This window comes from Skermania sp. ID1734 (genome assembly GCF_007489285.1).
In the GTDB taxonomy this organism is placed as follows: domain Bacteria; phylum Actinomycetota; class Actinomycetes; order Mycobacteriales; family Mycobacteriaceae; genus ID1734.
On record NZ_VLIY01000001.1, the window covers coordinates 36,641 to 62,130 of the forward strand.

General features: G+C 61.3%; 14 protein-coding genes. 8 read left to right on the top strand and 6 right to left on the bottom strand.

Annotation, left to right across the window (positions count from 1 at the left end; translation table 11 throughout):
• Positions 1–17 precede the first annotated feature (17 nt).
• The 3 genes from FOS14_RS24535 to FOS14_RS00115 all read left to right on the top strand — a co-directional run bounded on the left by FOS14_RS24535 (position 18) and on the right by FOS14_RS00115 (position 9,204).
• Complete coding sequence (locus FOS14_RS24535) at positions 18–491, top strand: tyrosine-type recombinase/integrase (protein WP_185981543.1); 474 nt, start codon at positions 18–20, stop codon at positions 489–491.
• Between the two features lie 155 nt (positions 492–646).
• Positions 647–6,979 carry a DEAD/DEAH box helicase gene (locus tag FOS14_RS00110; protein ID WP_143768207.1) on the top strand — a complete coding sequence of 2,111 codons (6,333 nt, stop codon included), beginning with the start codon at positions 647–649 and terminating at the stop codon, positions 6,977–6,979.
• Positions 6,979–9,204 carry a 3'-5' exonuclease gene (locus FOS14_RS00115; protein ID WP_143768209.1) on the top strand — a complete coding sequence of 742 codons (2,226 nt, stop codon included), beginning with the start codon at positions 6,979–6,981 and terminating at the stop codon, positions 9,202–9,204. The genes FOS14_RS00110 and FOS14_RS00115 overlap by 1 nt, the downstream gene beginning before the upstream one ends.
• A gap of 253 nt (positions 9,205–9,457) precedes the next feature.
• Here FOS14_RS00115 and FOS14_RS24540 read toward each other — a convergent pair whose 3' ends face one another.
• Together FOS14_RS24540 and FOS14_RS00120 are read right to left on the bottom strand one after the other, a co-directional pair.
• Positions 9,458–9,745 (bottom strand): hypothetical protein, encoded by a 288-nt coding sequence (locus tag FOS14_RS24540; RefSeq protein WP_185981544.1) that lies wholly within the window; start codon positions 9,743–9,745, stop codon positions 9,458–9,460.
• Between the two features lie 86 nt (positions 9,746–9,831).
• Complete coding sequence (locus tag FOS14_RS00120) at positions 9,832–11,490, bottom strand: hypothetical protein (protein ID WP_143768211.1); 1,659 nt, start codon at positions 11,488–11,490, stop codon at positions 9,832–9,834.
• Positions 11,491–12,009: 519 nt separating this feature from the next.
• On the opposite strand from FOS14_RS00120, the gene FOS14_RS00125 reads away from it, so the two are divergent.
• Together FOS14_RS00125 and FOS14_RS00130 are read left to right on the top strand one after the other, a co-directional pair.
• Positions 12,010–18,015 (top strand): DUF4011 domain-containing protein, encoded by a 6,006-nt coding sequence (locus FOS14_RS00125; protein WP_143768213.1) that lies wholly within the window; start codon positions 12,010–12,012, stop codon positions 18,013–18,015.
• A 57-nt stretch (positions 18,016–18,072) separates the two neighbouring features.
• Entirely contained in the window at positions 18,073–18,465 is a 393-nt protein-coding gene (locus FOS14_RS00130) for a nuclear transport factor 2 family protein (RefSeq protein ID WP_143768214.1), read from the top strand.
• 4 nt (positions 18,466–18,469) lie between these two features.
• Here FOS14_RS00130 and FOS14_RS00135 read toward each other — a convergent pair whose 3' ends face one another.
• From FOS14_RS00135 to FOS14_RS00145, 3 genes are read right to left on the bottom strand one after another with little or no spacing between them, the layout of a single operon-like run.
• Positions 18,470–19,111 carry a dihydrofolate reductase family protein gene (locus tag FOS14_RS00135; RefSeq protein WP_143768216.1) on the bottom strand — a complete coding sequence of 214 codons (642 nt, stop codon included), beginning with the start codon at positions 19,109–19,111 and terminating at the stop codon, positions 18,470–18,472.
• Positions 19,112–19,149: 38 nt separating this feature from the next.
• A complete protein-coding gene (locus FOS14_RS00140) occupies positions 19,150–20,385 on the bottom strand; it encodes a ferritin-like domain-containing protein (RefSeq protein WP_143768218.1) in 1,236 nt (411 codons plus the stop codon).
• A 16-nt stretch (positions 20,386–20,401) separates the two neighbouring features.
• Positions 20,402–21,505 (bottom strand): ferredoxin--NADP reductase, encoded by a 1,104-nt coding sequence (locus tag FOS14_RS00145; protein ID WP_185981545.1) that lies wholly within the window; start codon positions 21,503–21,505, stop codon positions 20,402–20,404.
• Between the two features lie 98 nt (positions 21,506–21,603).
• Between FOS14_RS00145 and FOS14_RS00150 the strand changes: the two genes are divergently transcribed.
• Entirely contained in the window at positions 21,604–22,233 is a 630-nt protein-coding gene (locus FOS14_RS00150) for a TetR/AcrR family transcriptional regulator (RefSeq protein WP_143768221.1), read from the top strand.
• Between the two features lie 242 nt (positions 22,234–22,475).
• A complete protein-coding gene (locus FOS14_RS00155; protein WP_143768223.1) occupies positions 22,476–23,864 on the top strand; it encodes a wax ester/triacylglycerol synthase family O-acyltransferase in 1,389 nt (462 codons plus the stop codon).
• A gap of 7 nt (positions 23,865–23,871) precedes the next feature.
• Here FOS14_RS00155 and FOS14_RS00160 read toward each other — a convergent pair whose 3' ends face one another.
• Complete coding sequence (locus tag FOS14_RS00160) at positions 23,872–24,153, bottom strand: hypothetical protein (protein WP_143768225.1); 282 nt, start codon at positions 24,151–24,153, stop codon at positions 23,872–23,874.
• A 125-nt stretch (positions 24,154–24,278) separates the two neighbouring features.
• Between FOS14_RS00160 and FOS14_RS00165 the strand changes: the two genes are divergently transcribed.
• Complete coding sequence (locus FOS14_RS00165; protein WP_143768228.1) at positions 24,279–25,418, top strand: hypothetical protein; 1,140 nt, start codon at positions 24,279–24,281, stop codon at positions 25,416–25,418.
• The last annotated feature ends 72 nt before the right edge of the window (positions 25,419–25,490 follow it).

Below are 25,490 nucleotides of genomic sequence, written 5' to 3' on the forward strand. Positions count from 1 at the left end.
TCCAACGAGCGATCCGTATGGCGGACCTGCGAGTAGCGCTGATGCTGCGATTCGCAAACGACCTCGGACTGAGGCGGGGCGAAGTCGCACAGATCCACACCAAGAATGATCTTGTGCATGACATCGCTGGGCCGTCGCTGCTGGTCCACGGCAAAGGGGCACGCAACCGCGTCCTTCCGCTTCCCGACGATCTTGCCGAGGCGCTGAGCGCCGCGCCTGCGGGTTATCTCTTTCCGAGTCCGGCAGGTGGACACCTTTCAGCGCATTGGGTCGGGACGCTCGTAGCCCGAGCGCTGGCCGACGGCACGACAATGCATCAACTCCGACACCTGTGCGCGACGGAGGTGCACGAGGAGACCAGAGACCTGCGTCTCGTCCAGACATTGCTCGGCCACGCATCGATAGCAACGACTCAACGCTATGTGGCTAGCGATGACACCAAGATGCGTGAGGCGATTCGGGTCCGCTCACGACGATGGCGGACTTCCTGATATCCGAGTCCCATGGCTGACCCGATTAACTTCCTGTGCGGTGGCGATGAATTGAGGCCGCGCAACGCCCAATCGACCGTGAATGACGGCTCGCCCAGTAAGCCTCGATACGCTAGCTAACTGTCGTGTGCATCGAAGCGGTAGGAGGCGAGAGCATGAGTGCGCTACTCCCAACCCTCCAGGCCAACAGCCTGCGCGAGGGCCTCACCGACTACCTCGCCACCACGTTCGCGCTGACCGACCCAGACGCCCAGGGCGCACTGACCGACTTCATCGGTGACCTGGACAACGGCATGTTCAAGGGCCCCTACGTACGCTTGCGTCTGCCTTTCGCTCCGGCCCGCGCGAACTGGAGTGTGTATCTCGATTGGTGGCCAACAGGTTTCACACCTTACGGCCATCAAGCATGTGCCTTCGAGCGTCTTTCGACCAAACATCAAGACCGGCCGCAACCCACTCTCGTCACTACCGGCACCGGCTCCGGTAAGACTGAGGCATTTCTCATCCCGATCCTCGACCACGTGCTGCGCGCGAAGAAGCGCGGCGTCACCGGGATGAAGGCGCTGATCCTCTACCCGATGAACGCACTCGCCAACGACCAAGCCGAACGCCTTGCCGAACTCATCACCAAACACCCTGAGCTCGGTGGGGTTTCCGCTGGCCTCTACACCGGCGAGCAATCGTCCGGTGGCCGCACGCGGGTCAGCGCCGACGGCTTGATCACCGACCGCACGCTGATGCACGACGACCCGCCGGACATCTTGCTTACCAACTACAAGATGCTCGACCATATGCTGCTGCATCCGGCGCGCGCGTCGATGTGGTGCCGCTCCGCCGATTCGCTGCAGTACGTGGTCCTCGATGAATTCCATACCTATGACGGAGCACAAGGCACCGACGTAGCGATGCTGCTGCGCCGCCTCGGTTTGACACTCAAGGCCAACTGGACATCGGCGTCGCCGGTCACCGTAGAAGAGCGCTCCCGGCCGCTGGGCAGAATCACTCCCGTTGCGACCTCGGCCACGCTCGGCTCGAAAGCCGACCCCGCCGCGATGCTAGACTTCGCCCGCACCGTCTTTGGTGAGGCCTTCGACGCCGACGCAGTGATTGGTGAAACCCGGCTCACCGCAGAGGAATGGCTCACCGCTCGAGCCACCACGCTCGACCACGTCTATCGACCCCTCACCCCGACGACTAGCGAAGCGGTCGAAAGACTGGACCGCATCGCCCAATCGGCCGACAACGCCACGCTCGCTGCTGCCATCACAGCCGAAATATTCGAGCGCTCAGGTGGTCTCGACACCGATCGACGTCTGGGCACAGCTGACATCCGCGGCCTCGAGCCCACCGAGTTACTTAACCTGATCAAGGCGCATCCGCTCGTCAGCAGTCTTCTCGAGCACGCAGGCACTGCCATCTCGCTCGCCGACCTAGCCGACAACCTCTTTCCCCCGCCCGCGCTAGATCGCGATCCCCGAGTTGTACGTGCCGCGCAACAACGCTTCCTTGACTATCTCTTCGTACTGCTCTCGCACGTACGCACACAGGTTGGGAACACGGCGCTGAATGTCGATGTGCACCTGTGGATTAGGGAGCTCTCGCGCGTCGATCGGGCTGTCACCACAGCTACCACCTACCGCTGGGCAGACGACGGCACCCTCGAAGACGACGAGTCCAACTATCTGCCCGCAGTCTACTGCCGGCACTGTGGCCGTTCAGGTTGGGGCGCACGTCTGGCGCCGACCGGGCACACACTCGACGTGACTGACGAAGCCATCCGTGCCGATCATGCCTCAGGTGCGTCCCGGTTCCGGGCACTGATCTCCGCACCCGCCGAGGCACAAACAGTCGCTGACCACCCAGACCATGAGGTGGAGGGACTGTGCTGGTTCCGAATCGAAGACCGCGAGATATCCGATGTCGCACCGGGTCCCGAGAGCATCGAGATCCTCGAAGGTCGTGCACTGCCCGTCCTCATGCTCACCGGCCCAGCCGCAGAAGCGGATTCGAAGAATGACGTATGCCCGTCATGCCGAGTTGGCGACGGAATCCGCTTCCTCGGCAGTGCTGTCGCCACCCAACTTTCGGTCACTCTGTCGAACCTGTTCGGAGACGCTCGCCTCGATGCCGACGAAAAGAAGGCGTTGATGTTCACCGATAGCGTGCAAGACGCCGCCCACCGTGCAGGCTTCGTACAAGCCCGCTCGCACAGCCTCAGCCTGCGCTCGACACTGCGCAGCGCGCTCGGTCCTGGTGAACTGACGCTGCCTGAGCTGTGCCAGACCGTCATCACTCGCGCTGGCGACGACCCGGTACGCCGCTACCACCTGCTGCCACCAGACCTGGCCGACCGCGACGAATTCGTCAGCTTCTGGAAGCCCGGCGCCCACCCCAGCACCCGACGCGCCGCCGAGCAACGCGCAAAGCGGCGGCTGCAGTTCGACATCGATCTCGAATTCGGATTGCAGTCCCGTGTCGGCCGCACCCTCGAACTCACCGGCAGCGTCGTCGCAGAGGTCTATCTCGGCGCATCCAAACGCGCGGAGCTGCTCGGCACCGCCGCGCTCGACGCCACCGAGCATCAGATCAGTCTCACTGGAACCGACCCGAAAGCCATAAAGCGTTGGGTGCGCGGCACCGTCGAACGAGTACGCATCCGAGGCGCGATTCACCATGAATGGCTGCGCCGCTACCTCGAGAAGGACGCCAACCGTCGATGGATCTGGGGTGCCCGACCCAAAGGTGAAGGCATGCCCGCGTTTCCGAAGGGCCGACCCGCGCCGGCCTTTCCAGTAGTCGGATCTAGGACTGTTCCAGAAGGATTCGACACGATCACGGCGCCATCGTCCTGGTATGCGCAATGGGCGTCGCGATGCCTGAACGTTTCCCCATTCGAAGGCAGCTTCCTCGCCCGCTCACTGTTCACGATGCTGGCCGACAATCGAGTGCTCACCACGGTCACCACAGAAGGTGGCCTTACTGTCTACGGCCTACCCGAGACCGCAATACAAATCTGCGCGCCCACCGACACCGATCTCGACGACGGGAAGCATCTGCTGGTGTGTGAGGTGTGTCAAACTCCGACGCCAGGCAGCGCAACGGTGACAGACGAACTCGATGGCGCGCCTTGCCTGCTGGTGCGCTGCCCTGGCACCATCCATCGAGCGGCGAAACGCCAGAACTTCTATCGCAAGCTCTACGACTCATCGGAAATGAAGCGATTAGTCGCGCGCGAACACACCTCGCTGCTGCCGACGGAAACCCGCCTACAGTACGAAACTGCGTTCAAACGCGGCGGCGCCGATCCCCAGGCACCTAATGTCCTGGTCGCTACCCCCACCCTCGAGATGGGAATCGACATCGGCGACCTGTCCGCCGTGATGCTCGGTTCCCTGCCGCGCACGGTTGCGTCGTATCTGCAGCGGGTCGGCCGGGCCGGGCGCCGCACCGGGAACTCGCTGGTGCTGGCCTACGTACGCGGGCGCGGTGAGCACCTACCGAAACTGTTCGATCCGACCTCGGTGATCCAGGGCGATGTCCGGCCGCCGGCAACCTTCCTCACCGCCGAGGAAATCCTGCAGCGCCAGTACATCGCGCACATCGTCGACCGGCTGGCCCGCGACCCGAACGTTCCAGCACCCCGCAATGCCCGCGCCGTGCTCGGCAGTCTTGACGAAGGCAGTTGGATGGCAGAGCTGCTGGAACTCGCCGAAAGCCACACCACCGAGTTCGTCGATGAGTTTCTCGCTCAATTCGACGGCGTGCTTGATGAGACAACGCGGAACAACCTACGCGCGTGGGCGACACCGACCGACGAGTCGGAGAGTGGGCTGGCGAACCATCTGCGGGAGTCGGTCCATCGCTGGAATCATGACCTGAACGAGCTCACGGCGCGGCGCAGCACTGTCGAGGCTGAAATGCCGGAGTTCGAAAAGCGCGCCCAGTCTCCCGCCGCCACTGACGACGACAAGCGCGATCTGCGCTTGGCTCAGGGCTCGCTGCGGCTGCTCGGCGGCCAGATACACGACCTCACCAACGACTACTGGATCAGCGTGCTGGAACGATATGGCGTACTACCCAACTACACCCTGCTCGACGACTCCGTAACCCTCGATGTCGGCATCACGTGGATCGACCCGGACACCAACCAGTACATGGGGGAAGCCACAAGCTACCGGCGCGGTTCCCGCGTGGCGCTCACCGAACTCGCGCCGGGGGCAACGTTCTACGCGCAAGGACTCGCGGCCAAGATCGATGCGATAGACCTCGGTGCCGGTGAATCCAATATCCAGACCTGGCGTCTGTGCCCACAGTGCGGATGGACCGCCATCACGGCAGCCGGTGAGGAACCACCGTCGATATCCGCCTGTCCACGCTGCCAAAACGGATCAATCGCTGACGTCAGCCAACAACTAAACGTGGTGGAGATGTCGCGGGTATCCGCCGAGATACGCCGAGACGAAGCCTCCATCAACGACTCCCGCGATGACCGGCACAGGGAAGCGTTCACGGTCGTGACGGCGGCCGACCTCGACCGCGCCAATCTTGGTCGGTCCTGGATCGTCGACGGTTCCGAGTTCGGCGCAGATTACCTCCGCCGCATGGATATTCGCTGGCTCAATCTCGGTCGACGCACCTCCCAAGGCAGCCAGCGCATCATCGCCGGCCACCAAAGCGCCACGGCACTCTTCCGGATTTGTGCATCGTGCGGGCAACTCGACCGAGCCGCGGGGCGCAACATTCGACATGAGCATCGCAGCTGGTGCCGAAACCGCAATTCCAGCAAGGAGATCGTCCGCGAAATCGCCTTGGCACGCACACTGCGCACTCAAGGAGTACTGCTGCACCTCCCGGCAGCTCTGGAATATGACCCGTTTGCACACCCGAGCCTCAGCGCAGCGATCCTGCTTGGATTACGCGAGGTAATCGGCGGCTCCCCGGAACACCTGGATGTCGTCACCATCCCTGATGCGCTACACGCGCCCAACCAGCGGGCCTTACTCATTCACGACACCGTGCCGGGTGGCACCGGCTACCTCGCCGAGTTCGCCGACCCGACAAAAGTCTGGAGTTTGCTTGCGGCGGCCCGAAAGATCGTGCACGAGTGCCCGTGCGCCGAGGAAGAACGCCTAGCCTGCCACCGCTGCCTACTGCCGTTCGCGCCGCCGTGGGAATTGGACAAGGTATCGCGCAGGACCGCCGGTAAAGCGCTAGACACCCTACTCGGCGTGAAACCAGACGCAGAACCGACACCAGGGATTTGGCTCGGGCGGGTCATCGAGAACGTCGTCGCCAAACCACAGATCGATCCCGAGTCCATGCTGGAGAAGGAGTTCTATCAGGCGTTCGTCGCGCGGTTGAAGGCCATGGGCGCCAGCGTGACGGAGAAACCAGGCACGTACGGGCCGTCGGCAACAATCGTTGTGCCTGGTAAGCGAATTCGACGTTGGAAGCTGACACCCCAGGTACTGATGGGTGACACCAAACCGGACTTCGAGCTGACCACGGACGACCCGGAGATTCCTTCGATAGCCATTTACGCCGATGGCCGCCGATATCACGCAGTTGCCGGCTGCAACCGGATCGCCGATGACGCGCGCAAACGCGCAGATCTTCGCGCCAGCGGCCGACTCGTATGGTCATTCGGATTCGAAGATCTGCAACGTTTCAAATCGAACGAACGTCACCGTCCGCCGTGGCACGACGATCCTGCGATCACCAAAACCGTTGAGCTCGCGAAGCTCCGGCCAGCGTTAGTGCGCCTACTCGACGCCGACCCGATCACGCAACTGATCGACCTCATCAGCGATCCCGACATTGAGGCCTGGCAAGCCGTCAGCCGCCACATTCCGATGATGTTCGTACGCAACGGCAATCGCTTCCGAAGCGACGCAGACAGCCTTCCCGTTGCTGCCTATGCTGTATTCGACGGTGAGAAGCCTTTCACTACCAACGGGTCCGATATGTGTTGGTCCTACACCGACGCGTGCCTGGTCGTCACCGCTGCGATGCGGCCCGGTACTCACGAGATCAGCGCAGTTCTTGCAGTTGACGATCGCGACGAGCACGTCGAAGCTCACGACGGCAAAGCCTGGAAGGAATGGCTGCGACTGTCGAACTGGTTCGGCATTTGCGGGAGCCATATGGTCACTACCCACAGCCTGCTGTCGGACGGCGTCTTCACGCCTGAAGGACAGCCCAGCGTTGCTCTATCGCCCGAGTGGCAGGCGATCTTTGACGAGACTGTTTCCGATGGCGAAAAGGCGCTCGTCCTTGCCCTGGCCCGCGAGGGCGTTCATGTACCTACCCTCGGTTATGAAACTGACGACGGTGAAGTGATCGACCTCGCGTGGGCCGACTCGCGAGTGGGCGTCATTGTTGACGTGGAGTCGGACACCGCCCGCACACTGACCGAAGCAGGGTGGAGCCTGTGCCCGCCCGACGCGGAAGCCATCGTGGAAGCGTTGAAGAAGAACGGAGTGCAGTAGTGGCGAATTTGGTCATCGCGTCCAACCACAAAGCGATGAAGAAGCTCGAAGGCTCCGTGAAGAACAAGGTGTACGACTTCATCGAGAAGTTGAGCACCGACCACACCGCCCCCGGACTACATATCGAGCCGCTGCACGCTGCCATCGACGGACGAGTGCGCACCGCCCGCGTCGATCTGCATTACCGCGCCATTCTCTTTCAGATCGACGACAAAGACGGCGGGGAGCCGACCTTCATCTACATGGGAACGTGGAATCACGACGAGGCGATCAAACTCGCCGAAAAGTCGGTGCTGCGTGTGAATCCCGTCAACGGCGTCCTCGAAGGGATCGTCGGTGAACTCGAGGGCGACGGCGACCGCCGGAAGCGAGTCGTGGTTCCCGAGCACGGCAGAAGGCCTGAGGAAGAAAAGACGCCATACCTCATCGCTCTCGGCTTCACGTTCGAAGAACTCACCGAGCGGCTTGGACTCGATCCGCAGCTCGCCGAGCGGGCACTGGCTGCCGTCGACGAAGACGGGATCATCGAGGTCGCCGCCGATGGCGTGGGATGGCAAGGAACTGCGCTCCTCGACCTGGCGACTGGACTGAGCATCGACAGCATCAGGGAGAAGCACGGCCTCACAGATGGGCCGGTCGATCCCACACTCGACGAGAACGAGCGGATTCTCCAGGCGCTCGATCGGCCCGCGTCCAAAATGCAGTTCGCCTTTATCGAGGACAACGAGGAACTTAGGCGAGTCATCGAAGGTGGCGACTTTGCCGCGTGGCGCACGTTCCTGCATCCGGAACAACGCAAGTATGCCGACGGTAGCTGGAATGGTCCATTCCGCCTTTCCGGCGGTGCGGGCACGGGCAAGACAGTGGTCGCCATCCACCGTGCGCACCACCTGTCAAAGCAGAACCCGGACGCACGAATTGTGTTGACCACCTACAACAAAACACTTGCCGCCGACCTGGAGAATGCACTGCGGTCGCTGGACCCTTCGATCACAATCGCGCAGAGACTTGGCGCGCCCGGCGTGTACGTGAAGGGTATCGACGCGCTAGCCAATGCAGTCATCGCTCAGGCTGGTGACTTGGATGAGGCCTGCCGATCAGTGCTGGGTACCTCCGCGGTCGAAGTAGGGCCACGACGTACACAGACCGATAAGGTGTGGCGCGATGTCGCGCAATCAACTGCCAGCGGCCTTGATTACCGGCTCGCCACCCCGGGATTTCTCGAGAACGAATACGTCGCCGTAGTTCTCGCAAATCGGATCACGACGCTCGAACAATACGCCAAGGTACCCAGGGCAGGACGCGGCGTGCGCCTCACTCGTCCGCAGCGGATTGCCGTCTGGAAGCTGGTCGAGGCTTTCCGACGGCAAAGCCGGATGGACGGAACCCTCAGCTTTCCAGAAGTGTTAGCGCTAGCCGCCGAACACCTCCGGCTACGCAATGAGGCAGGCAAAAGCCACCTCGCCGATCACGTGATCGTCGACGAATCACAGGACCTGCATGCAACGCACTGGGCGTTGCTGCGCGCACTTGTCGCGGAGGGCCGCGATGACTTGTTCATCGCAGAAGATTCTCACCAACGAATCTATGGGCAACCCGTGGTGCTGTCCCGCTTGGGAATCAAAATTGTCGGTCGGTCGCGACGGCTGACGTTGAATTACCGAACGACCGCCCAGAACCTGCATTTCGCGGTGAGCATACTGTCCGGCGCCGAATACCAGGACTTGCAGCAAGAGCCGGAATCAACAGCCGAGTATCGTTCAGCGCGGCTTGGCCCGAACCCCCGGCTGGTCGAATGCTCCGCGGCTGCAGATGAACTCGACCGTGTAGCGGACCAAGTGAGAGGTTGGCTCGATGACGGCATCGATCCTTCGACCGTCGCCGTACTCACCCGCGGCCAGGACGACCGCAGCCGGTTCGTGCGAGCACTGGGCGAGCGAGGCATCGAGGCGCGCGCCCTCGACAGCAACAATGCAGCTTCCCCGGGCCACGTCCAGGTGCTCACGATGCACCGCTCAAAAGGCATGGAGTTCTCCCGCGTGATTCTCGCCGGCATCGACGACGCGCATCTGCCTTCCGTGCCGACGCTGCGAGCGGTACCAGAGGAAGAGAGGGCTGAAGCAATGCTGCGAGAGCGATCGCTGCTCTATGTCGCGGCTAGCCGAGCACGCGATGAACTGGTGGTGACATGGAGTGGCAAGCGGTCGGCGTTGTTGGGAGGGTGACCTGCCGGACGGGTCAATTCCCGGCGATGGATAGCACCGCAGGTTACCCACGGCCGTAGCATCGGGCGCTCTCCCGGGATCGCAATTGCCGATACGCTCTCATTCCACGGCTGAACCCTCGCGAAACTAGAAGCGCGAGTGCCCTCCTGACAGCAGTTAGTGCCGTCTTGTTGGACGGTCACCGCATTTTGGGGCCTACAATCTACCCATGTTGTTGATTACTCTGCATCGTTAATTCGCAAATTCACCGATTTCACACCAAAACAAAATTGCACTCAATTGATACCTCGGAAATAATGGTAGAAATCTCGTTCAACAGTCGATTGTCACCGCTGATCGATGTGGGCTCGGGGATTGGCGCGCCGCGGCGATAGACCTTGGCGACGATCGTGCGCGCTCTCTCCGCCGTTGATCCGGGGCCGCGCTTTTCGTATGCTTCACCCCACCCGTTGCGACCTTCGTCCCTTATTCGTCGTTCAACGACCGGGTGAAGGCGTCGCGTGACAGCATTGAGTATCTCATCGATCCGCGCGGCAGCCACCTCGTAGGAGGGTTCGCCGCCCTTCCATGACTCAGGGTTTTGAAGAACTAGGTACAATTGTGTTTGTAGTTCATTTCTAAGACTGCTTACCGGCTTGAGATCGCCGTATTCGTCCTGCCAACCTTCAGCGTTCGGCTTAACGCCTTGATCCGCGTCCAGCGCACCGGTGGATATTGTGGAAGCGGCTCCAGACCGAAACAGCTTTTCCATTTTCTATGGAATTCTTCGGCGGCGAGTTTAATAGCGACTTCAAGATTGGAGCGCTTGTACGTTGGGACACCATCCAATCCCTCGCAGCTTTCACCCCATCTGCTCAACTCATCAAGCAGCGAACTAAACTGACCGATCGTGCGAATATCTAACTTTCGACCATTGGATCGCAGCACTTTGTCGATACCCCCGACAAAATACCGATGTTCTCGCATCTGGTCATCCAATGCACGCCTTGCCGAATTACCGAGTTCAGCGCCGATTGAATCCAGTACATTTTCTACCGATGCCCATACATGATTCTCGCTGTCACGAACCGTACGTAAGTTAGCACCCCTAACCTGGTCGAAATGGGTGAATACAACATGTAATTTACTGACATTTCCAGAAATTGCCATTTCTTTGAGTGCCGCCACAGGTGCCGCCTGCATCGGTTGCTTCGCATTGTCGACCAGTAGGACCCTGTCGACCTCATCGAGCAGCCGAGCAGTTGACGTCGAAAGACTTCCGATCGAGGACGGCGTGTGTCCCAGTCCTTCACCGTCGATTAGTACGAGGCGCAACGACTCCGGATACCAGTCCGATTTAAAGGGGCCGCCCACCCGGATGCCGTTCACGAGCGGGGTCAACAGCCTGCCAAAGAGTAGAGCGTGGTTGCTGGAGAAGCGAGTAACCTTCTGTAAGAAATCGGCCCGATCCTTGGTCTCCCAGAACCAGGTGATAGGCCATCCATCGTCACCGCGACGAATGTAGCCGACCGGAATTGAATCGAATCGCTTCTCTAGCTGAGCGATCAAGATCTCGATGATGTTTTCGAAGTCATTATGCTCGCGAACGTAACTATCAAGATTTTCTTCGATATAGTCGTCCAGCTCTGCTGGATCATCGCTGAATCCTACGAAGTGAGCCCGCATTTCCTTTTCGCAGTCAGCCGAAATAGATCGCAATGATCGAACTGCGCTAGATACGACATTCATTGACTCGCGGATATCTACAAACCCGTAGTCATCGGGATCTATTTCTTCCTCATCTTCGATGTCATCATCGAGCAAGTCGTCGTCGTCTGTCGCGGGCGGACGCCCTAAGACATACGAGAACCGGAAGCGCTGATTTACATGGTCCAGAAGTCGGCGCGTAAGGTCGTTGTCATCCCTGCCACTTACAGCAGCGAGCGCGGCGGCACACGCATTCTCACGCAGCAACTCTGCGACTTCGTCGCGTGGAATAAATGTCACCACGGAGGAGAATGCGTCGTTATCTGTCGTGATAATCTCGGTGTCCGCGACTGTTGTTTTCGCGGTGGATGTAGAAGGAAACCTTTCCGTTTTCGGCTTGGTGCCGAGAAGTTGACGCACTACCGTCGTCTTGCCGGCACCCGTCGTCCCGAGGAGCAACACTGTTTGGTATCCGTCGTCGCGCGTGGGCAGCGGCAACAGTACGTCGCGAAATTGACTGAAGCTTGACAAGCTTTCGGGTTCACCATTTCGCAATACCTCGTGCGAAACTCGAACGTCAGTGTCGGTGTCAAGACTCACTCTTGCTCCATACTCGTCGCGAGCTGGGATCAGCCCTAACTGTCAAATACCAGTTGGAGAGTGGCCGACTGCGCTGTAGCACCACAACCTGGCGACCCCCATGTCCAGGCGACCGGCAGTCCATCGAGCAACTACCACCTGGTCGACTGACCAGAACTATCCGCACGATACCGGCACGGCTCCTGACTGGGAAGGCTATGACGAGACTCCCAAAACGTGTCGGCGAAACGCGTGCGCGCCGGACCACCGTCCCGCGCGCAGAGTTGCATACTCACGCCACATGCTTCGGTTTGGCTACAGTCTGCCGAAATACGCCACGTGTCTGCGTGCTCCCCTAATGTGTTTAGCCGAGGACACGCCTAATGTGTTTAGCCGAGGACACGACAGCCCGGCTGAGACCACCGACGCTGGCTGGCGCCGCAGCGGCGACTTACATCCGGCTTAGGCGTCCGGTCAGTAACACCGCCGGAACATCGTGCAATTTATTGTTGGAAGGCTTTCTCATCGGCGGGGGGATTCGTGGCAAGCAACACCGCGTGGCAGCTCTTCACTGCTGCGGAAGACGGCATCCGGATCGAGCTCCTCGCGCAGCGCGCCGTCAACCTGGCCCTGGCGCACAACAGAGTCCCGTTGATCGAGCGCCTGACCGTCACCAACACCTCGGACAGATCTGCGGTCGACACGACGGTGTCTGTCGAACTGCGGGCCGGGACCGAGGAATTGGCGCCATGCTGGCGAGAAACCTACGACGGCGAGCTTGCAGCCGGCGAATCGGCGAGCTGGTCCAATCTGCAGACCGTTCTTCCCGACCTGAGTTTGCTGAGCGCGCTTAACGAAAGCAGGCCGGCGAACATCGTCGTCACCGTTACGCGCCTCTGGGGACAGGCGGTCCGCCTAGTCGTTCCGATAGAAATCCTCGCCCATAACGAATGGTTCAACGCTCCTGTTTTCTATGACTCGTTGGCGGCCTTTGTCCAGCCCAATACCCGCGCGGTACAGGGAGTTCTGGCGACCGCATCAGACTTACTACGCACACAAACTGGCGACTCGTCGATTGGCGGTTATCAGTCCGGTCCGGAGCGCGCCGCCTACATCGCCGCAGCAATATATGAGTCGCTCCGCACGCACGACATCCGATACGTTTCCCCTCCACCGTCGTTCGAAGACACCGGTCAGAAGGTTCGCACCACCGCTGAGGTCCTCGACAGCCGCCTCGGAACCTGCATCGACCTATCAGTCACCTACGCAGCGTGCCTGGAGGCGGCCGGTTTACGTCCGTTGGTCTGGCTCACCAAGACTCACGCGTTCGCGGGATTCATGCGTGAAGATGCAGCCCTGCTGCACACATCGATGACCGAGCCGAATTCATTGATCAACCTTGTCGAGTCCAAGAGCGCAATACCGGTCGAGGCGATCTACTACGAAACAGACAGCGCCGGCACATTTTCCGCGGCCGTAGCGACAGGTGCTCGCCATATGCTCGAACCCGAGAACCTTCGCGCGGTGATCGATATATCCGCCGCGCGACGCGACGGCGTTCGCCCGCTTCCCACTACGGACGACGCCGAAATAGCAAGCAGTGGTAGTGAAGGCGTGCCCGCTCAAATCACCGCTGACCGACTTGCGGTGCCCACGTTTCTGACAGCTGCCGCGTCCGACGATGCCGTACTCGACAACAGCGACAACGCACCGCTCCGAGTTCGCAAGTGGAAGCGTGCACTCCTCGACCTGAGCACCCGCAACCGGCTTCTGAATCTCCGGGAATCCGCCCAGGTCATTGAACTGCTAGTGCCTCCGGATGGCTTGAGCCATCTCGACAACTTGATCCACGCAGAGAAGTCGATCAGCATCGCTGCTGTCGACGATGTCGGGTCCTTACACGCGCTGCAAGGAGCAAGGTCAGCGCGCGATATCGATGGTGTCTCCCTGCTCAACTACCTCATCAAAGACCACACGATGTTCGCCTCGGTCAGCGAAGAGCGGTACCCAACGCGACTAAAAGGCCTGCAGCGCACAGCACGGACACTATTTGAAGAGACCGGCAGCTCCAACTTGTATCTGACGCTGGGCGCGTTGATTCACCGCACGTCTACAGGTCGTGACGCCCGGGCACCGCTGTTTCTCTTACCGATACGAATTGTCGGTGGTACTGGCCGGAGCAGGTTTCAAATCTTGGTAGACACGGCGACCGTTGCGACGCCGAACTACTGCCTAGTGGAGTGGCTACGCGTCAAGCACAACGTGTCCGTCCCTGAGTTGGAGTCACCGCCACTCGATGAGTCGGGTATCGACATCGAGAGCGCACTGCGCGGGATCCGAAAGGCGTTGCTGGCCAGTTCTCTCGATTTTCGGATCGACGAGATCGCAACTATTGCTATCTGCCAGTTCAGCACCTTTGGAATGTGGCAGGACCTGCACCAGCATTGGGATGTGCTGAGCCAGAATCCACTCGTTGAGCACCTGACATTCCGCCCGGGCGAGAGCTTTATCGACCCGCAGATGCAGGCGGCCGAGAGCCTCGACGAAATCGAAGTTCAAGAATCTGAAGTGGTTGTACCAATCAGTGCGGACGGTTCGCAGTTGCGCGCGGTGGCACTTGCTGCGGCCGGGCACACCTTTGTCCTCGAAGGACCTCCAGGAACCGGTAAATCACAGACGATCACAAATCTGATCGCCTACGCGCTCAAGCAACGCAAAACAGTGCTCTTTGTGGCGGAAAAGCAGGCCGCACTCGAAGTGGTCAAACGTCGCCTCTCAAAGATCGGGCTTGCCAACTTCACGCTCGATTTGCACGGTAAGAATCAGACCCCAAGCGAGATTCGGGCGCAGCTCAAAGAGGCCATGGACCACCAGGCCCGCTATGCGGCCTATGCCTGGGAGACGAAGCTTGCGGACTATAAATCTCGGTACGCTGCGCTGGAAACATATCCCGAAAAGATCCATTCGAAGAACCCACTTGGATTTTCGTTGTGGGCGGCCGCGGCAGCGCTCACGGACGATGACCGCTTGCAAGCACCTGTACCGCCGTCCTACGTAAAGGCGCCCGCGATTCCGCCTGATCAAATCCGCGAATCGCTACGCCAATTCGGCCGTGTCGCAAAATCTTTAGACCTGCGACCAGACAGCCCGTGGCTGATCGTCGGACGCGTGAACGTAACCGATGCGCCAGGCCTGGTCACGGCATGCAGGGCGCTGAGCAACGCGGTCGCCGCCGTATCATCGGACCGACAGGCGATCGCAATCGTCCATGAGTTGAGGACGCCAGAGCAAGTCGATGCGATGCTTGTTCAAGCCAAGCGGGAAGCCAACTGGCCAGTTATTGAAGCAGGGACGTTGCGCCACTTCGAATCAGCGCGCTGGCAAACCGATTTCGAGACTCTCGGCGCAGAAGTACGACAGCTACGTGATCACTGCCGGTCGCTCTATTCCGTATTCAATTCCCACTTCATAACTTACGGCAATAGTGACGCGCTGGTGCAGGAGGCGATCGCAGCCTCGCACGGACTGATCGGCAAAAAGAAGCGCAGTGAACGATTTTCGAGCCAGTTGGCGCCTGCCTTGCTTCCGGGAGTAAGTCTCACTCCCGAGGAAGCTCTACCGCTCTTACGCTCGATACCCGGAGCGAGAGCTCAGGCCATCCATGTCAAGCACCGAATGGCGCAACTGTTCGGCCCGTTCGCGTCGCCCATGTGGGATCCGCTGGCGCCTAATTCCATGCAGTTACTCGAGCCGGCACTTGACTACATAAATGCGACGGCAAAATTCACAATAACGCACGTGTCCGAGTGGGCGACGCTTCGTAGGCATGGCCCCATTACGGCACCTGCAGGCAACGCCCTTGCGGGTCTGACCACCGCGTGGCGTGCGTGGCTTGGAGCTCTACAAACCGATGAGGATCAGCTTCCACACTGGCAGCGCGGTGCGCATTGGTTCGATGCCTGCCTCCGCGACCTGCCGGCGTGGACAGACGATGCCGATCGGACGGGGATGGAGACAGCATTGCGCTGGTCGAGCGCAATGAACTACCTGAGCACTCTCCGCTCAGCCGGATTGACCGAATTTGCGTACGGGCTCATGTCCGGAAGTATTTCCGCCGCCGATGGGGAGACCGCGTTTCTTCGCGGCATCGCGGCCGCCTCCGTCGAGGAGCGCCGAAGAGCTAACGCCCTGGACTCGTTCGATGCCGAACTCCGGATCGGAGAGATCGACGACTTTGTCTCCGCTGCGGAGACATTGCGGACCGAGCAACACGCCGCTCTTCCGGCACAGCTCTTGGCGCGCCGAACCTTCCGTCCTGGCGCGTTCAAAGGCAAGTCCGGCACGCTACGTCGACTGCTGGAGGCTAAGCGCGGTGGTCTGACCTTTCGCAATCTCATGGAGCAATATGCCGACGAGATTCTCGAAGCCACACCGTGCTTCTTTGTCAGCCCATCGTCGCTGGCTCAGTTCGTGCCGCCAGGATCCGCGCAGTTCGATCTTGTCGTGTTTGACGAGGCCTCACAGATCACTGTTGCGCAGGCGATCGGTGCCATTGGACGGGGCCGATCGACCGTTATCGTCGGCGATTCCCAGCAAATGCCGCCGACGGCTATCGGCCAGGTGTCTCTATCCGACGACAGTGACGACGATGAATCGACCGAAGTCGTTCCTGAGGACCTCGATAGCATCCTCACTGAATGTGTCGAGTCGCAGGTTCCGAGGATCTGGCTCTCCTGGCATTACCGCAGCCAGGATGAGGCGTTGATCGCTTTCTCCAACCATCACTACTACGAAAACCGGCTAGCCAGTCTACCTTCACCCGGCGGTGACCCCAACGTTGGGATCGAGTGGCATCGAGTCAACGGGCATTTCAATCGTGAAGACCGCCGGCGCGACTACCGCACGAACCGCGTCGAGGCAGAAGCCATCGTTGCCGAAATTGAACGTCGAGTTGCGGATCCGGTATTGCGGTCGGAGAGCATCGGAGTGGTGACTTTCAATCAACCGCAGCAAGAACTGATTCTCAATCTCCTCGAAAGTGCCGGCAACACAAAAGTTTCCGATCTGCTCCGTCCGGATGCCGAGAACGGCATCTTCGTAAAGAACCTTGAGAACGTACAAGGCGATGAACGCGATGTTGCCTTGTTCAGCACCGCCTTCTCGAAGCGGCCAGCTGATCCCAAGTTGCCACTTAACTTCGGGCCACTCACCCGAACCGGCGGCGAAAAGCGTCTCAACGTCGCTGTCACACGGGCTCGGCGCAAGGTTGTCGTTTACTCGTCGTTCGACCCTGCGGACATCGATCTCACCCGCACCCGGTCGATCGGTATGGCGCACTTGCGAACATATCTAGAGGCGGCACAGCGAGGTGGCCTCACACATGAGGCGTCGAGTAAACAGCCGGAGCCCGACGGTATTCACGAGGCGATCGCACGAGCTCTCCAGCGGCGCGGATATGAAGTAGCAAGGGACTATGGACTTTCCGACTTCGTCGTCGACATCGCCGTCAAGAGGCCGGAATCGTCCCGCTGGCAGGTCGCCGTCATGACGGATGGCCCGCGCTGGGGCGAGCGTCCGACCGTCGCCGACCGCGATCTGACGCCACACTTACTGGAACCACTTATGAAGTGGGCCAGCGTTGTTCGAGTTTGGCTGCCGGGCTGGCTCGACCATTCTGATCGGGTACTTGACCGAATCGACGAAGCTGTGCAACAAGCTGAGGCAAGGGAACACCAGCTCGCCGCAGAGCGTGCAGCGAGTGCTGCTGAGACGCAGAAAGAACAAGAATACGAAACCCCTGACACCAACGACGCTGACCCTCGCACACCGGCGCTGACCATCAGCGAGGCGGTCCCCGATGCACAGGCTGATGACTATTCACAGCTCCTGACGCCGGAACCTGAACACGTGCTCGTTCGCGATGTCGCGACAGCAAGCGTCGAACGACTCGAAGGTACTGCGGTGCAGCCGCAACGAGACTGGCATGGTCGAGGCACGCCATTCCAGGAAGCGCCCTCGGATCTCCTCGGTGCACGCGACGATCTGGACCGTATCAATTCGCGCCTCGTGCGTCGCCAGATCGAGGAGGGCATACGGCAGGCGATCGAGGCCGAAGGTCCGATTGCAGTAGATCGGCTGGCCAGATCTGTCGTTCGCCGTTTCGGTTGGAACCGCGCGAGCGATAGCCGGCAGGCGTTTGTACGCACACTCATTCCAAGTGAGTTGATTCGGCGCGGAGAGTTCGGCGATTTCGTGTGGCCGTCAGAACTGGATCCAGCTGACTGGAGAGGCTTTCGGACGACGCCAGAAGGAATCGTCCGACCGCTCCACGAGATCGCCCCGGAAGAGATCATCAACGCGATGTCCCATGTTTGTCGTCGCGGACTGGAGGATCGCGAGGCCGTGATGCGTGAAACCTTGGCGGTATTCAACCAAAAGCGCCTCACAGCGCCAACGAAAGATCGACTCGACCGATGTATAGACCGCGCGCTACAGACTGGCCGCCTCGTGTGGTCACAGGGTGTATACGTCGGCGGGCATGGTTAGCGGGAGTTCTGAAGTCCTCGCCTCTGCGGACGCGTTTGGTTCATGAAAGGAAGCGCCATGCCAACTCCAGCCGAGCTGGTAGCCCGCCGCTTCATCGAAGCATTCGCCACACCCGATCTCGACACGATGCGGGAACTGCTGGACCCGGTGGCTCAGTGTGCCATCACGAACCCTGAAGGCGGCGTGGACGTCGTACTCGGTACGGAATACATCAGCCGCGTCGCGGCGATGGACGTGCCGTCTGCCAATCTCCGTCTCGATATCACTCAACTGACGCCGATCGAGCCGGGGCGGGTGATGGCGATGGTCGAGGTACACGCCGAGCGCGGCGAGCGAAAGTTGCACAACCACGCGGCGCACTTGATCGACGTCGTCGACGGACGCATCACGCGAATATGGATGGTTGAGGCACTGCCTGCGGAAAGCGCAGCGTTCTGGTCACGCAGCTGACCACTCAGCGCGTGAACGTCACGTGCGTAACCCCGCTCGGCGTGGTCACCGACTCGACGGAAAACCGCTGCTCCAGCCCCTCGAGGCCATCCCACAACCGCACCCCGCGCCCCAGCACGATCGGCACAACGACGACGTGCAGATGATCGATCAGGTCGGCCGCAAGGAACTCCCGGACAGTGCTCGGACCCCCGCCGATGCGCACGTCCAACCCGCCGGCCGCCTCCCGCGCCTGCTCCAGCGCCTCCTGCGGCGAGGCGTCGATGAAGTGAAACGTGGTGCCGCCCTTCATCTCGACTGAGGACCGCGGGTGATGAGTCAACACGAACACCGGCGTGTGGAACGGCGGATTATCACCCCACCAGCCGGCCCAGTCGTGATCCTCCCACGGCCCACGCTGCGGGCCGAACTTGTTGCGGCCCATAATCTCCGCACCGATTCCGGGACCCCAGTTCGAGGCCAGCGCATTGTCGACGCCAGTGCCGCCACCCCCTTCTTCGTGCATGTCGCGAAACGTGCGTGTGTGAAAGAACCACTCCATCAGCCGCCCACCAGCGTGGCCGAAGGGCGCGTCGAGTGATTGGCCCTCCCCCGTGCTGAAACCGTCCAGCGACACGGCAAAGTTGTGCACCCGAACCTGCGACATAGGAGCCTCCGACCCACGAATCGTTTGCACCTCGCAGGCTACCCCGCCAACTCCCGCACCTCTGCGGGCAACTCGTCATCGTCGGACTCGACCGTCAAATCGTCCTCGGTGAGCTGAGTGGCATTCTTGCCGCCCAAATACTGGGTCAGCCCGGACTTTTCGTAATGATCCTTGATCCGGTCGCTCATCAAGCCGATGTATTCGAGATTCGGAATCAGTCGCTCGAACATGATGCTGCGGAACTTCAGCATGCTCGGCGAGCGCATCATCTCTTCATCCCACGTCTTCAGAGACACCTTGTGCGAGAACCATTCTTCATATACTTCCCGCATCTTGAATCGGTTGCGCATGAGCAGCGCGACCTCGTAAGCCCAGTCCTCGCGCTCGCGCCGTTCCCGCTCCGAAATGTTCTTGGTGATGTGCTCTCGCAACGCCAGCACGCCGTAATGCACGTGCCGAGCCTCGTCCTGAATCACCATCTTGAGCAACTGTTTCAGCAGCGGCTCGCGGGTCTGCTGGAACATCGTCGTGAACGCACCGAGCGCGAGCCCTTCGATCATAATCTGCATGCCAAGGAATTTGATGTCCCAGCGACCATCGGTCATCAGGTCGTCGATGATGATGAACAAGTTGTCGTTGACCGTGTAGATCTTCTCCAGCTTGGTATCGAGGTAACGCAGGAAAACCTCGAGGTGACGACCTTCGTCCATCACCTGTGTTGCGCCATACAGCTTTCCGTCCATCCACTGCACACACTCGGTGACCTGCGCGGCCGCGTACAACGCACCCTGCTCGCCGTGCATGAACTGGCTGAGCATCCATGCGGCCACGTCCCAGGTCAGCCGACGCTCCTCCAACGCAGTCAGCTTGACCCCGAACCCCTCGACGGCATCGAACGGCACGAAGCTGCGCGGCAAGATTTGCGCATCCGGATTGTCGGGCGAAACATCGAGCCCCCACGGCAGATCGCCGTCACCATCCCACTGCTTCGACACCGCTCGCCGGTACAGCTCGTACATCTCGACGAAGTCGCCCTGGTAGCTCAGCGTGTAGTGCGCGCTGTGGTGGGCCTTCATGTCCACGTGATCGCCATGCTTGCCTTCGCCGAGCACCATTCCCCGCATCGCCGAAGGCGCCATGGAGGCCGCAACTTTCGGGTTCTGCACCGACAGCATCGTGCCGACGTTGTCGAGGGTCTTGTGAATCTCGTTCTGCGCCTTGATCGGCAGTCCACGCAGCATGGTGTCGACCGGGGCTTTCACCGGATTGCGCATGACGCGCCTCCTTCACTCAGGCGTCGAGGACGGCGCTCTCTTGGGCGTAGGCCGAACAGCTGAGGATGTAGCCGTCGGCGCGTTCTTGATCACTCAGGCAGTTCGGTTCATCGATCGTCACCGCGCCACGGATCACCCGGATCTTGCAGGCGGCGCAACCGCCGACCGTGCAACTGAAGTCGAGTCGCAGTCCGCTGCGCAGGCCGGCGTCGAGAATCGTTTCGCCCGGCCGCTGGGTGACCTTTCGGCCCGACGCTCGGAACTCCAGTGCCTGCGGTTCAGTGGGCACGGTGCAGGTGTGCTGCGGGGCGGCGTAAAACCGTTCGCGATGAATGCGGTCCGGCTCGATGGGTAGCGCCGCCGCGGTTGCGTCCATCAATTCCATTGGCCCGCAGAGGAATACCTCCGTGCTTCGTTCTGGCGCCAGCAGCGCCGCGGCGCGCTGGCCGGTGAGTCGGCCCCGCTCCCCCGACCAGCCCGGCTCCGGCTGAGACAGCACGTGCACAACGCGCAACTGCGGGTGCTTGGCAACCAACGCCTGCAGGCGGCGAGCGAAGATGATTTCGGTTTGCCGCCGCGAGGCATACACCAACGAGATGTCCCGAGACGGTGACCGTCGAAGCGCCGTCTCGATCATGCTGATCACCGGGGTGATTCCACTACCGGCCGCCAGGAACGCCAGCGGAACCGAATCATCCTGCGGCAGAGCAAAATCCCCAGACGGCCCCAACACGGTGTACTCGTACCCGACGGCCACACCGCGGTGCACGAAGCCGGAGACCTCGCCGCCGTCGATCGACTTGACCGTGCACGCCAGACGGTCCCCCTCGGCATCGCAGATCGAATACGCCCGTTTGATGGTGACGCCACCGATGTCGAAGCAGTGCGTAAGGTACTGCCCTGCCCGGAACTCGACAGGCCGCCCGTCTGTCGTTTCGAGTTCCAGCGTGACCGCATCGTCGGTCTCGCGGATGACGTCCACCACGCGAACGTGACGCTGCACCAATGCGGTTGGTGACTGGCCCCAACGCTTGGACGGTCCGTTGGGTCGGGGAATCGTGATCGGATACGGCTTGCTCAGATTGAACGTGGCGATACGCGCTGCGAGTGATCGCGGCATGGTGACAAGGCTTGGCATCGCAGCCCCTGACCCACGTAGTAGGAACTCGATCGTGCCAATAATCTAAAGTTGGCACGGCGGCGTGTCAAGATATATGGGTGCCCCACGTCGTGCGCCCCTTTCGCGGCGTCAGCGCCGAGGAACGGCGAGAGCTCCGCCGCAATCAGTTGCTCGATGCTTGCCTGGACATCGTCAGCAGCGCCGGAATGGCGACAACGACCATCGAGGCGGTGAGCCGACAGGCCGGGCTGACCAAGCGGTACTTTTACGAAAGCTTCCGCACCCGCGACGCCCTCTTCGAAGCGTTGGCCGAACGGCTGATTACGGAGATCAACAGCGGGGTCCTCGACTCACTATCGGACTCCGCATCGGAACTCGTCGATCGCGCGCGCAACGGCGTCGGCTGGGTCATCACGGTGCTCACCGACGACCCGCGCAAGGCGCGCTTCTTTACGGAACTGATCGGCAGCGAACTGCTCAAGGAGACCGTCGGCGGCGCCGAGCACACCCTTGCCCGACTGCTCACCGACCTGCTGCTGGCCGACAGCGACAGCACCCAGGCGCAGCGCGACCGGCTGCAACTGGCCGCGCTTGTGATCGTTTCCGGCACGGCGCAGGCCGTCACCAGCTGGCTCGACGGCAAGCTCCCGGTCTCGCGGGAGGACCTGATCGAGGAAATCGCACAGATGTCAGTCGCCGCGGTACACACCGTGCGCAGCGACATATGAGCTAGTTGTGCATTCAATCGAAGTGGTTCTGCGCCAATCAGATCGGTCCTGAGCGGTTGCCTCGTCAGTAGACCAGTGCTAGACAAGATGGGTATCGGATGCGCCTCATCGGGGAAGCGCACCGAGTATTCCGGCCCGCCCGCCTGGAGCGCTGACGAGCGCGAGGTTGCGGCAAAGACGCCGTGGGCTAAACGAAAACAGAAGGCACGCAGTGACCTTTACAAAGCAATTGCGTGTCTTTGATGGAGACCCTGGAGGTTCTCACCGTGGCGCCACTGCTCTCACCGACCGATCTGTTGTTTCAACTCGCCGAATCACCCACCCACCCAATGCATGTCGGTGGACTATTGATCTTCAGTCCACCCGATTCCGGGACCTTCGCGGAAGTCCACCGCGCACTCGATGCGGCCGTGTGTCGCAATCAGATCGGCGATTTCCTGCGGCGCACCGCGCGACGATCAGCAGCAACCGCCGGACTCCTCGCGTGGCACGACCACGCGACCGCCGACGTCACGGAGCACGTCCAGCGCCACACGCTCGCGCCGGGAGCTGGCAGCACCGAACTCTTCGAACTCTGCTCGCAACTGCATGCGGCGCCACTCGACCGTGAGCGCCCGCTGTGGGAAATGCATTTCATCGATGGCCTCGCGCATGACCGATTCGCCATTTACGCGAAGATCCATCACTCGCTCGCCGACGGCACCTCTGCGATCGCGCTGTTGCGGCGCGCGTTGTGCGAAAACCCCGATCGCCACGACATGCCGGCGCCGTGGGAGCCGATAGCCACAGCCGCCAAGCGCGCGAAGGCGGCGCTACCGGGCCTGGGAGCCATGGCCAACACGCTGGTCGACAGCGCCAAGATCTTGCCGGCAGTCGCCGACACCGTAACCCGAGCGGCGTTCGGGCGCGGCGGACCGCTGTCGATCTCAGCGCCGAAAACCCCGTTCAATCAGGACATTTCAACCGAGCGCGCGTTTGCCGCCCACTCCTGGCCGCTGGAGCGACTGCGCCTGGTCGCCAAAGCCACCGATTGCACGGTGAACGACGTGGTGCTGGCCATGTGCTCGGGCGCGTTGCGCGGGTACCTGGAAGATTCGGGCGAACTGCCCGACGCCTCCCTAGTCGCGATGGTGCCGGTGTCGCTGCGGGAACGCACCGATCAGGAGGCGGGTGGCAACAAGCTTGGCGTCGTCATGTGCAATCTCGGCACCAACCTTGACAACCCGCGGGCGCGGCTGGCCAAGGTGCACGGCTGCATGAACCAAGGCAAGGAGGTGATCGCTGGTCGTGGGCCAGTCCAGTTGCTGGTGACCAGCGCGCTTGGCATCGCTGCCTTGGCACCCGGTGTGCTGCTGGGACGCGACATCCTGCCGCGACCGCCGTTCAATGTGGTGATCTCGAACGTGCCGGGGCCCGACCGGCCGCTCTACTGGAACGGCGCGCTGCTCGAGGAAGTGCACCCGCTGTCGATTCCGCTGCCCGGTCAGGCGTTGAACATCACCTGCACGAGCAATCACTACCAGATCAGCTTCGGCCTGACCGCCTGCCGCAAGGCGGTGCCGGATCCGCAGCGGATTCTCGACAAGCTCGATGTCGAACTGCGGCTGTTGGAGGCGGCGGCCGGAATGTGAGGGCCGGTTACTTTTTGTCGAGGGCTCGGATCAGAAGGTCCTTGACTTCGGCGACGCTCTCCTCGATCGAGCGGACGCGGGCGTTCGTCTCGTCGAGCTTTGACCCGAGACTGTCGACACGGCCGTCGAGCCGATTCGACATGTTGTCCGTGCGCTGGTCCATGATGTCGAACCGCTCGCGCGTTTGCTGACTCAGCACATTGATCGATGCCAGTACGGCTTTGTAGTCAGCTCGCTCCGCTTCCAGAGCGGCGACTCGAGCCTCGAGTTCAGCAAGCGTTGCGGCCATGCAAGGCAGCCTACCGATCAGTCCCGACAAAATCGCGGCTGCGAAACCTGTCGGAGGTCTCCTCTAACGTCTCGCAGTGGGGGCGATCTCCCGGTGTGGCGGACTGGAGCAGACAGGGGTGGACGATGTCGGAAGCGTTCGATTTCGATGCGGCGATCGATAGGGCTTGGGCGAAGTTTCGTTCGGCGCTTGCCGACCGGTTGCTTCAGATTCCGCGCGGTGAGTCGGTCCCACTCGGACCGTGGGATGATCCGGCCGCGGAATGGGAGGCCTCGAATCCGCCGCAGCTTCGAGTGGCAAAGAACGGGCGGCTGCGCTGCGAGGTGCCATGGGACTTCCACTTCACCGTGCCCGAGCGCAATCAAGCGCGACGGGAGGCGTTGCATGCGCTCGGCTGGCGTCAGCGGGCGTCCGGCAACCTCGTGCTGGAGGTGAGCCGGCGCGAACCGGACAAGCTCGCGGCGCTCGTGGTTCGGGCGCTCCGGGAGGTCTGGCAGGTTCCGCATCCGAGCTTTCTCGAACCGGCGGATAGCCCGATCGAGCCGGTGACGCATCTGGCTATCGAACCCATCGACCGCGCGCACCTGCAGTCGCTCGTCGACGCGGCGCTGGGAGAGCTGGTCCGCGCGCCGCTCGTCAAGGCCGAATGTGGCTGCATTCACTTCGAGCTGGGTGGAAGGGATTGCTGGCTCAAGGTGCTCGAGCACGCGCCTACGGTCGAATTCTGCACGACGCTGGCCGAGCACATCGTCGACGCCGCGCGCACCGCGGCAATCATCGCTGAGGACCGGCCGCGCTCACGCGACGTCACGCTGGTCCGGTTCGAGGACTCGGTGATCGCGTCGCTACGGATGGAGGCGACCGCGTTTGCCGCGTGCAACCTCGCTGCGGCGATGACCAAATGGGCACAGTTCATGAGTGAGGAGGCAGACGAACTCGTTCAACGCCTCGGCGGTGAAACCGACTCCGAGGAATTGCCGACCGAACTGACTTGCCTGCTGCAGCTCCAGTCGAGCGACTGCCCGCTGGACCCTGCCCAAGTCGCCGCAATCTGCAACGACGATCGGCGCGCCATCCTGCGATGCCTGCGGATCTGTGCCCAGCAGGAAGCCGCCTGGCAACAGCTGGCGACGGAAGCGTTCGACCGCGGTGATCACGAGGAAGCATCTGCCTGCGAAGGCGAAGCACGCGTTTGGGCGGAAACCACAAACCAGCTGAAGGCGGCGCTGCGCCTAGTTGTGCTCGGCAAACGAAGGTCCGCCTGAGCGAACCATGATCGAAAAGTCTTCCGCCGCAACACTACTGGCGGGTAGGAAGTGAAAGTGCAGGAAATCACA

Coding starts and splice junctions, on each gene's coding strand:
- FOS14_RS24535 (WP_185981543.1), top strand. CDS start 18: ATGGCGGACCTGCGAGTAGCGCTGATGCTGCGATTCGCAAACGACCTC.
- FOS14_RS00110 (WP_143768207.1), top strand. CDS start 647: ATGAGTGCGCTACTCCCAACCCTCCAGGCCAACAGCCTGCGCGAGGGC.
- FOS14_RS00130 (WP_143768214.1), top strand. CDS start 18,073: ATGCCAACTCCAGCCGAGCTGGTAGCCCGCCGCTTCATCGAAGCATTC.
- FOS14_RS00135 (WP_143768216.1), bottom strand. CDS start 19,111: ATGTCGCAGGTTCGGGTGCACAACTTTGCCGTGTCGCTGGACGGTTTC.
- FOS14_RS00140 (WP_143768218.1), bottom strand. CDS start 20,385: ATGCGCAATCCGGTGAAAGCCCCGGTCGACACCATGCTGCGTGGACTG.
- FOS14_RS00145 (WP_185981545.1), bottom strand. CDS start 21,505: ATGCCGCGATCACTCGCAGCGCGTATCGCCACGTTCAATCTGAGCAAG.
- FOS14_RS00155 (WP_143768223.1), top strand. CDS start 22,476: ATGGAGACCCTGGAGGTTCTCACCGTGGCGCCACTGCTCTCACCGACC.
- FOS14_RS00160 (WP_143768225.1), bottom strand. CDS start 24,153: ATGGCCGCAACGCTTGCTGAACTCGAGGCTCGAGTCGCCGCTCTGGAA.
- FOS14_RS00165 (WP_143768228.1), top strand. CDS start 24,279: ATGTCGGAAGCGTTCGATTTCGATGCGGCGATCGATAGGGCTTGGGCG.